The 6,516-nt window shown below is 73.3% G+C and carries 5 protein-coding genes; all 5 read right to left on the bottom strand.

Annotated elements, in window-relative coordinates; translation table 11 throughout:
• Window positions 1–137: 137 nt before the first annotated feature.
• The 5 genes from gatB to QK440_RS40455 all read right to left on the bottom strand — a co-directional run bounded on the left by gatB (window position 138) and on the right by QK440_RS40455 (window position 6,493).
• On the bottom strand, window positions 138–1,655 hold the full coding sequence (gatB, locus tag QK440_RS40475; protein ID WP_282798269.1) for an Asp-tRNA(Asn)/Glu-tRNA(Gln) amidotransferase subunit GatB: 1,518 nt from the start codon (window positions 1,653–1,655) through the stop codon (window positions 138–140).
• Window positions 1,656–1,673: 18 nt separating this feature from the next.
• Window positions 1,674–1,916 carry a hypothetical protein gene (locus tag QK440_RS40470; protein ID WP_282798268.1) on the bottom strand — a complete coding sequence of 81 codons (243 nt, stop codon included), beginning with the start codon at window positions 1,914–1,916 and terminating at the stop codon, window positions 1,674–1,676.
• A complete protein-coding gene (gatA, locus tag QK440_RS40465) occupies window positions 1,913–3,415 on the bottom strand; it encodes an Asp-tRNA(Asn)/Glu-tRNA(Gln) amidotransferase subunit GatA (protein WP_282798267.1) in 1,503 nt (500 codons plus the stop codon). Before gatA ends, QK440_RS40470 begins: the two co-directional genes overlap by 4 nt.
• 6 nt (window positions 3,416–3,421) lie before the next feature.
• Window positions 3,422–3,718: an Asp-tRNA(Asn)/Glu-tRNA(Gln) amidotransferase subunit GatC gene (gatC, locus tag QK440_RS40460; RefSeq protein ID WP_190140091.1), complete on the bottom strand. Its 297-nt coding sequence runs from the start codon at window positions 3,716–3,718 to the stop codon at window positions 3,422–3,424.
• A 492-nt stretch (window positions 3,719–4,210) separates the two neighbouring features.
• Window positions 4,211–6,493 (bottom strand): bifunctional diguanylate cyclase/phosphodiesterase, encoded by a 2,283-nt coding sequence (locus QK440_RS40455; protein WP_282798270.1) that lies wholly within the window; start codon window positions 6,491–6,493, stop codon window positions 4,211–4,213.
• Window positions 6,494–6,516 lie beyond the last annotated feature (23 nt).

Below are 6,516 nucleotides of genomic sequence, written 5' to 3'. Positions count from 1 at the left end.
TGGTCCCCGAGGGCCCCCTCGCACCCCCCCCACCCACGCTGGGGTCCCCCGGCCCCCACCCCCCCCCCCGCCCCGCGGGGGCCCCCCCCCGGGGGGGGGGCGGCGCCCCCTGTCCCGTACGGGAGACGGTGCCGGCGTCAGCCCTCGACGCCCAGCTTCTCCAGGATGAGCTCCTTGACGCGGGCGGCGTCGGCCTGGCCGCGGGTGGCCTTCATGACCGCGCCGACCAGGGCGCCGGCCGCGGCCACCTTGCCGCCGCGGATCTTGTCCGCGACGCCCGGGTTGCCCGCGATGGCCTCGTCCACGGCCGTGGACAGCGCGCCCTCGTCCGAGACGACCTTCAGGCCGCGCTTCTCGACGACCTCGTCCGGCTCGCCCTCGCCCTTGAGCACGCCGTCGATGACCTGACGGGCCAGCTTGTCGTTGAGGTCACCGGCGGCGACGAGCGCGCTCACCCGGGCGACCTGCTCCGGCGTGATCGGCAGGGCGCCGAGCTCGACCCCCTGCTCGTTGGCGTTGCGCGCCAGCTCGCCCATCCACCACTTGCGGGCGGAGACGGCGTCCGCGCCCGCGTTGATGGTGGCCACGATCGGGCCGATCGCGCCGGCGTTGAGGATCGCCTGCATGTCGTGGGCGGAGATCCCCCACTCCTCGCGCAGCCGGTTGCGCTGCGCGAGCGGCAGCTCCGGCAGTTCGGCGCGCAGCGCCTCGACCCACTCGCGGGACGGGGCCACCGGCACCAGGTCGGGCTCGGGGAAGTACCGGTAGTCCTCGGCCTCCTCCTTCACCCGGCCCGACGTGGTGGAGCCGTCGTCCTCGTGGAAGTGGCGGGTCTCCTGCACGATCGTGCCGCCGGAGGCGAGCACGGCCGCGTGCCGCTGGATCTCGTAGCGCGCGGCGCGCTCCACGGACCGCAGCGAGTTGACGTTCTTCGTCTCGGAGCGGGTGCCGAACTTCTCCTGGCCCCTGGGGCGCAGCGAGAGGTTCACGTCGCAGCGCATCTGGCCCTGCTCCATGCGCGCCTCGGAGACGCCGAGCGCCTTGATCAGCTCGCGCAGCTCGGCGACGTACGCCTTGGCGACCTCGGGGGCGCGCTCACCGGCACCGACGATCGGCTTGGTGACGATCTCGATGAGCGGGATGCCCGCGCGGTTGTAGTCGAGCAGCGAGTGCGAGGCGCCGTGGATGCGGCCGGTGGCGCCGCCCACGTGCGTGGACTTGCCGGTGTCCTCCTCCATGTGGGCGCGCTCGATCTCCACGCGGAAGACCTCGCCGTCCTCCAACTGGACGTCCAGGTAGCCGTTGTAGGCGATCGGCTCGTCGTACTGGGAGGTCTGGAAGTTCTTCGGCATGTCCGGATAGAAGTAGTTCTTCCGGGCGAAGCGGCACCACTCGGCGATCTCGCAGTGCAGCGCCAGACCGATCTTGATCGCGGACTCGACGCCGACCTTGTTGACGACCGGCAGGGCGCCGGGCAGGCCGAGGCAGGTGGGGCAGGTCTGCGAGTTCGCGTCCTGCTTCAGCTCGGTGGAGCAGCCGCAGAACATCTTGGTCCTGGTGCCGAGCTCGACATGGACCTCAAGGCCCATGACGGGGTCGTACGACGCGAGCGCGTCCTCGTACGACATCAGCTCGGGGGTGGTCGTGGCAGTCACGGTGTTGGAACTTCCCTCTCAGCCGAGCAGAACGTCGTCGTCGCCGATGCGCCTCAGCTCGCGCACCAGGATCGCGATGCCCGTGACGATGGCCGCCGCGGAGACGACGGCGTCGACGAGCTGGAGCGTGTCGTGCTCGGCGCGGGCCTTCTTGACCTGCTTGAGCGTGCTGATCGCGCCGAAGGCGGTGGTGCCGATCGACAGATACGTACCGGTCCTGGACTTCTTGAAGCCCTTGGCCTTGCTCAACGCCTTGCTCATAGCGACGGTGCCTCCTCAAGCAGCGGGTGGCCCCACTTTTCCACGAAGGCGGCCTCGACGGCGGAGCCCACCGTGTAGAGGCGGTCGTCCTTCATGGCGGGGGCGATGATCTGCAGGCCGACGGGCAGCCCGTCCTCCGGCGCCAGGCCGCAGGGCAGCGACATGGCGGCGTTGCCGGCCAGGTTGGTCGGGATGGTGCACAGGTCGGCCAGGTACATCGCCATCGGGTCGTCGGCGCGCTCGCCGATCGGGAAGGCGGTGGTGGGCGTGGTCGGCGACACGATGACGTCGACCTGCTCGAAGGCTTTCTCGAAGTCCCGCTTGATGAGCGTGCGGACCTTCTGGGCGCTGCCGTAGTACGCGTCGTAGTAGCCGGAGCTGAGGGCGTACGTACCGAGCATGACGCGGCGCTTGACCTCGTCACCGAAGCCGGCCTCGCGGGTGAGCGCGGTGACCTCCTCGGCGGACTTGGTGCCGTCGTCGCCGACGCGCAGGCCGTAGCGCATGGCGTCGAAGCGGGCCAGGTTCGAGGAGCACTCGCTGGGCGCGATCAGGTAGTACGCGGAGAGCCCCAGGTCGAAGGAGGGGCAGTCCAGCTCCACGACCTCGGCGCCGAGATCCTTCAGCAGCTCGACGGACTCCTCGAACCGCTGCATCACCCCGGCCTGGTAGTGCTCGCCGCGGAACTGCTTGACCACGCCGACGCGCATGCCCCGGACGCTGCCGTTGCGAGCGGCCTCGACGACCGGCGGGACCGGGGCGTCGATGGAGGTGGAGTCGAGCGGGTCGTGCCCGGCGATGGCCTCGTGCAGCAGCGCCGCGTCGAGCACCGTGCGGGCGCAGGGGCCGCCCTGGTCGAGCGAGCTGGAGAAGGCCACCATGCCGTAGCGGGAGACGCCGCCGTACGTCGGCTTGACGCCGACCGTGCCGGTGACGGCCGCGGGCTGGCGGATGGACCCGCCGGTGTCGGTGCCCATGGCGAGCGGCGCCTCGAACGCGGCGAGCGCGGCGGAGGAGCCGCCGCCGGAGCCGCCGGGGATCCTCGTCAGGTCCCAGGGGTTGCCGGTGGGGCCGTAGGCGCTGTTCTCCGTCGACGACCCCATGGCGAACTCGTCCATGTTGGTCTTGCCGAGGATGACGACGTCGGCGGCCTTCAGCTTCCTGGTGACCGTGGCGTCGTACGGCGGGATCCAGCCCTCGAGGATCTTCGAGCCGACGGTCGTCGGGACGCCCTCGGTGGTGAAGATGTCCTTGAGCGCGATCGGCACACCGGCCAGCGGGCCGAGCTGCTCGCCCCGGGCGCGCTTCTCGTCCACGGCGCGGGCCTGCGCGAGCGCGCCCTCGCGGTCGACGTGCAGGAAGGCGTGCACCTTCTCGTCGACGGCCTCGATCCGGGCCAGGTGGGCCTCGGTGACCTCGACGGCGGTGAGCTCGCCGGACGCGATCCCCGCGGCGATCTCGGCGGCGGTGAGCCTGATGATCTGGTTCTGGTCCGTCATGGTCGGTTAGTCCTCCCCCAGGATCTGCGGCACCTTGAAACGCTGCTGCTCCTGGGCCGGAGCGCCGGAGAGCGCCTGCTCCGGGGTGAGCGAGGGGCGGACCTCGTCCGCGCGCATGACGTTCGTCAGCGGCAGCGGGTGCGAGGTCGGCGGTACGTCTTGGTCGGCGACCTCCGAGACGCGGGCGACCGCGCCGATGATGTCGTCGAGCTGTCCGGCGAAGTGGTCGAGCTCTTCGTCCTGCAGCTCCAGACGTGCAAGGCGGGCGAGGTGGGCGACCTCCTCGCGCGTGATGCCAGGCATGCAGCGATCCTCTGGGGTGGGCGTGATGGGTTTGCGCCCAATCCTATCTGGCGGGGGCGCCTCGACCGGTTCCGCCTGGGCTGGGGGGCGCTGCCCCCCCGCGACCACGGTCCCACCCACCCGCCCGTCACCGGCCTGACGGCCTCGTCCTCAAGCGCCGGACAGGCTGGATGCGTCCCGCGTCCCACCGCCGTCGACTGCCGGCATGTTCCCCCACCCACCCGCCCTTTCATCGGCCTTCGGCCTCGTCCTCAAGCGCCGGACGGGCTGGGAGTGTCCGCTGCGCGCCGTCGTCGGCTGACCGTGATCCACCGCAGGCGGGCACCCGACGACGGTGAGTCGAGGCAATTCCAGCCCGTCCGGCGTTTGAGGACGAGGCGCGGAGCGCCGATGGAGGGGGAAAGGGGCGGAGCCCCAGACGAGGAGGGCGGGGGTCCGGGGGCGGCAGCCCACGGTTTCGGGGAGGGGCGGGGCTGGGGCGCCCCGCGAAGGCTAGGGGACCGCGCGGCTCGGTGACGGTGGGGCCGGGTCGGGGGCGGCGGCCCCGGGCGCGGCTGCCGGGTCGACGGGCCGGTGCGCGGCGCCCTCGCCCCGGGCCCGCAGCCACGCCGTGGTCTCGCTCGGCGGCATCGCGGCGGCGACCAGCCACCCCTGCACCGCGTCACACCCCAGGTCCCGCAGCCGCTCCCACGTCTCGTCGTCCTCGACCCCCTCCGCGACGACGAGCAGCCCCAGCGAATGCGCGAGGTCCACGGTGCAGCGGACGATCTCCGCGTCCTCATTGTCGACGGCGAGCCGCGCCACGAAGGACCGGTCGATCTTCAGCTCGCTCACCGGCAGGCGGCGCAGGTGCACCAGCGAGGAGTAGCCCGTGCCGAAGTCGTCGAGCGACATCTTCACGCCGTGCCCGGTCAGCCCGGCCAGCGTGTCCGCGGCCCGCTGCGGGTCCTCCAGGAGCACGTGTTCCGTTATCTCCAGTTGCAGCGCGCCCGCGGGCACCCCGTGGCGGGCGAGGCGCGCGGCGACGGCACCCGCGAAGCCGGGGGTGTGGACGTCGCGCGGCGAGACGTTCACCGCGACGGGCACGTACAGGCCCTGCGCGCGCCACCGCGCGACCTGGGCGAGGGCCGACTCCAGGACGTACTCGGTGAGGTGCGGCATGAGGCCGGACGACTCGGCGATGGCGATGAACTCGTCCGGCGGCACCTTGCCGCGCTCCGGGTGCACCCACCGCACCAGCGCCTCCAGGCCCGCCACCTCGCCGTCGAAGCGCACCTTCGGCTGGTAGTGCAGCTCCACGTCGCCCGCGTCCAGGGCGCGCCGCAGGTCGCCGAGGAGGCCCAGCCGGTCGGGGGTGTTGGAGTCGCGCTTGGACTCGTACACCTCCACGCCCGTGCGGTCCCGCTTGGCCTGGTACATCGCCACGTCGGCGCGGCGCAGCAGGCCCTCGGCGTCCAGCGCGTGGTCGGGGAAGACGGCGAGCCCGGCGCTGGCCTCCAGGACGAGGGTCAGCCCGTCCAGGTCGAGGGGCGAGCCGAGCGCGGCGACGAGCTGGCGGGCGACGCGGGTGGCGGACGTCGTGGAGTCGGCGACGGGCAGCAGCACCGCGAACTCGTCGCCGCCGAGCCGGGCTGCCTCCGCGCCGCGCGGCAGCGCGAGCCGCAGCCGGTCGGCGATCTGGAGCAGGAGCCGGTCGCCGGCGAGATGGCCGAGGGTGTCGTTGACCGAGCGGAAGCGGTCCATGTCGATGAGCATGAGGGCGGAGCGGGCGCCGACGCGCTCGGCGTCGTCCAGGGCCGTCCAGGTCCGCTCCAGGAGCCACTGCCGGTTGGGCAGCCCGGTGAGCGGGTCGCGGAGCTGCTCCTCGGCCCGGGCGCGGGCGATCCACAGCGTCGAGTCGAGGGCGACGAGCGGGATCGTGAACAGCGGCAGGAGCAGCGGGAGCGACATCGCGACGACGCAGATCAGCGGGGCGATACCGAGCAGGGCCACGCCGAGCAGGCCCTGGCGGACGAGGGCGGTGCGGGTGACGGTGGGCAGCGCGCCGGTGCGCGGGGCGTGCACGTACCAGAGCAGGACGCGGGTGACGAGCAGGTAGGCGACGGCGACGAGGGTGACCTCGGGTGCCGTGTACAGGTCCCAACTCTCGGGGTTCCAGGGCGAGTCGGCGGCGGGCGCGGTGCCGAACGCGGCCATCGTGAGCGCGCCCGCGCCGATGCCGAGGATGTCGACGGCGCCGTGCAGCACGCCCAGGCGCCAGCGGTGCCGGCGGGCGACGCCGACGAGGACGACGACGGTGAGGCTGACCATGCCCGCGGGCATCCAGCCGTACAGGAGCAGGACCGCGACGGTGAGCGCGCCGCCGGAGCCGGTGCCGCCCCACCAGCGGTCGCGGCCGAGCGCGACGAGGTGGCCGACGATGAGGCCGGTCAGGACGGCGAGCGACCAGCCGACGGCCCCGGACGGGAACAGCGGGTGGCCGCCGGTGAAGGCGTGGAAGAAGCCGGTGCCGAGCACGATGGCGGCGGCCGCGACGACGGCTGTGGGCAGGAGCTGCCAGCCGCGCCCGTCGAGTTCGCCGTGGTCGCCCTGGTCTCCGGGTCCGGGGTCCCTGGGCTCGGCGGTCCGCTCGTGCGTCCCGCGCCCGCCGCGCCACCGCGCGCGCCGCCCGGCCGCGTCACCGCGCGCGCCGGGGGCCGGGCCGCCTCGTGCACCGGGAGTCGTGCCGCCGCGCGTGCCGGGAGTCGTACCGCCACGCGTGCCGGGAGCCGCCACCGGGCCGCCGACCGCTCCGACCG

Origin of the sequence: Streptomyces sp. CC224B, from assembly GCF_030010595.1 — a bacterium.
In the GTDB taxonomy this organism is placed as follows: Bacteria; Actinomycetota; Actinomycetes; order Streptomycetales; family Streptomycetaceae; genus Streptomyces; species Streptomyces longispororuber.
The sequence above is the reverse complement of the archived record's forward strand: the minus strand, read 5'-3'. Positions and strand labels throughout refer to the sequence as shown.

What these genes read in the sequence shown, in the direction of transcription:
- gatA (WP_282798267.1), bottom strand. Translation starts at nt 3,415, where the DNA reads ATGACGGACCAGAACCAGATCATCAGGCTCACCGCCGCCGAGATCGCC.
- gatC (WP_190140091.1), bottom strand. Translation starts at nt 3,718, where the DNA reads ATGCCTGGCATCACGCGCGAGGAGGTCGCCCACCTCGCCCGCCTTGCA.
- QK440_RS40470 (WP_282798268.1), bottom strand. Translation starts at nt 1,916, where the DNA reads ATGAGCAAGGCGTTGAGCAAGGCCAAGGGCTTCAAGAAGTCCAGGACC.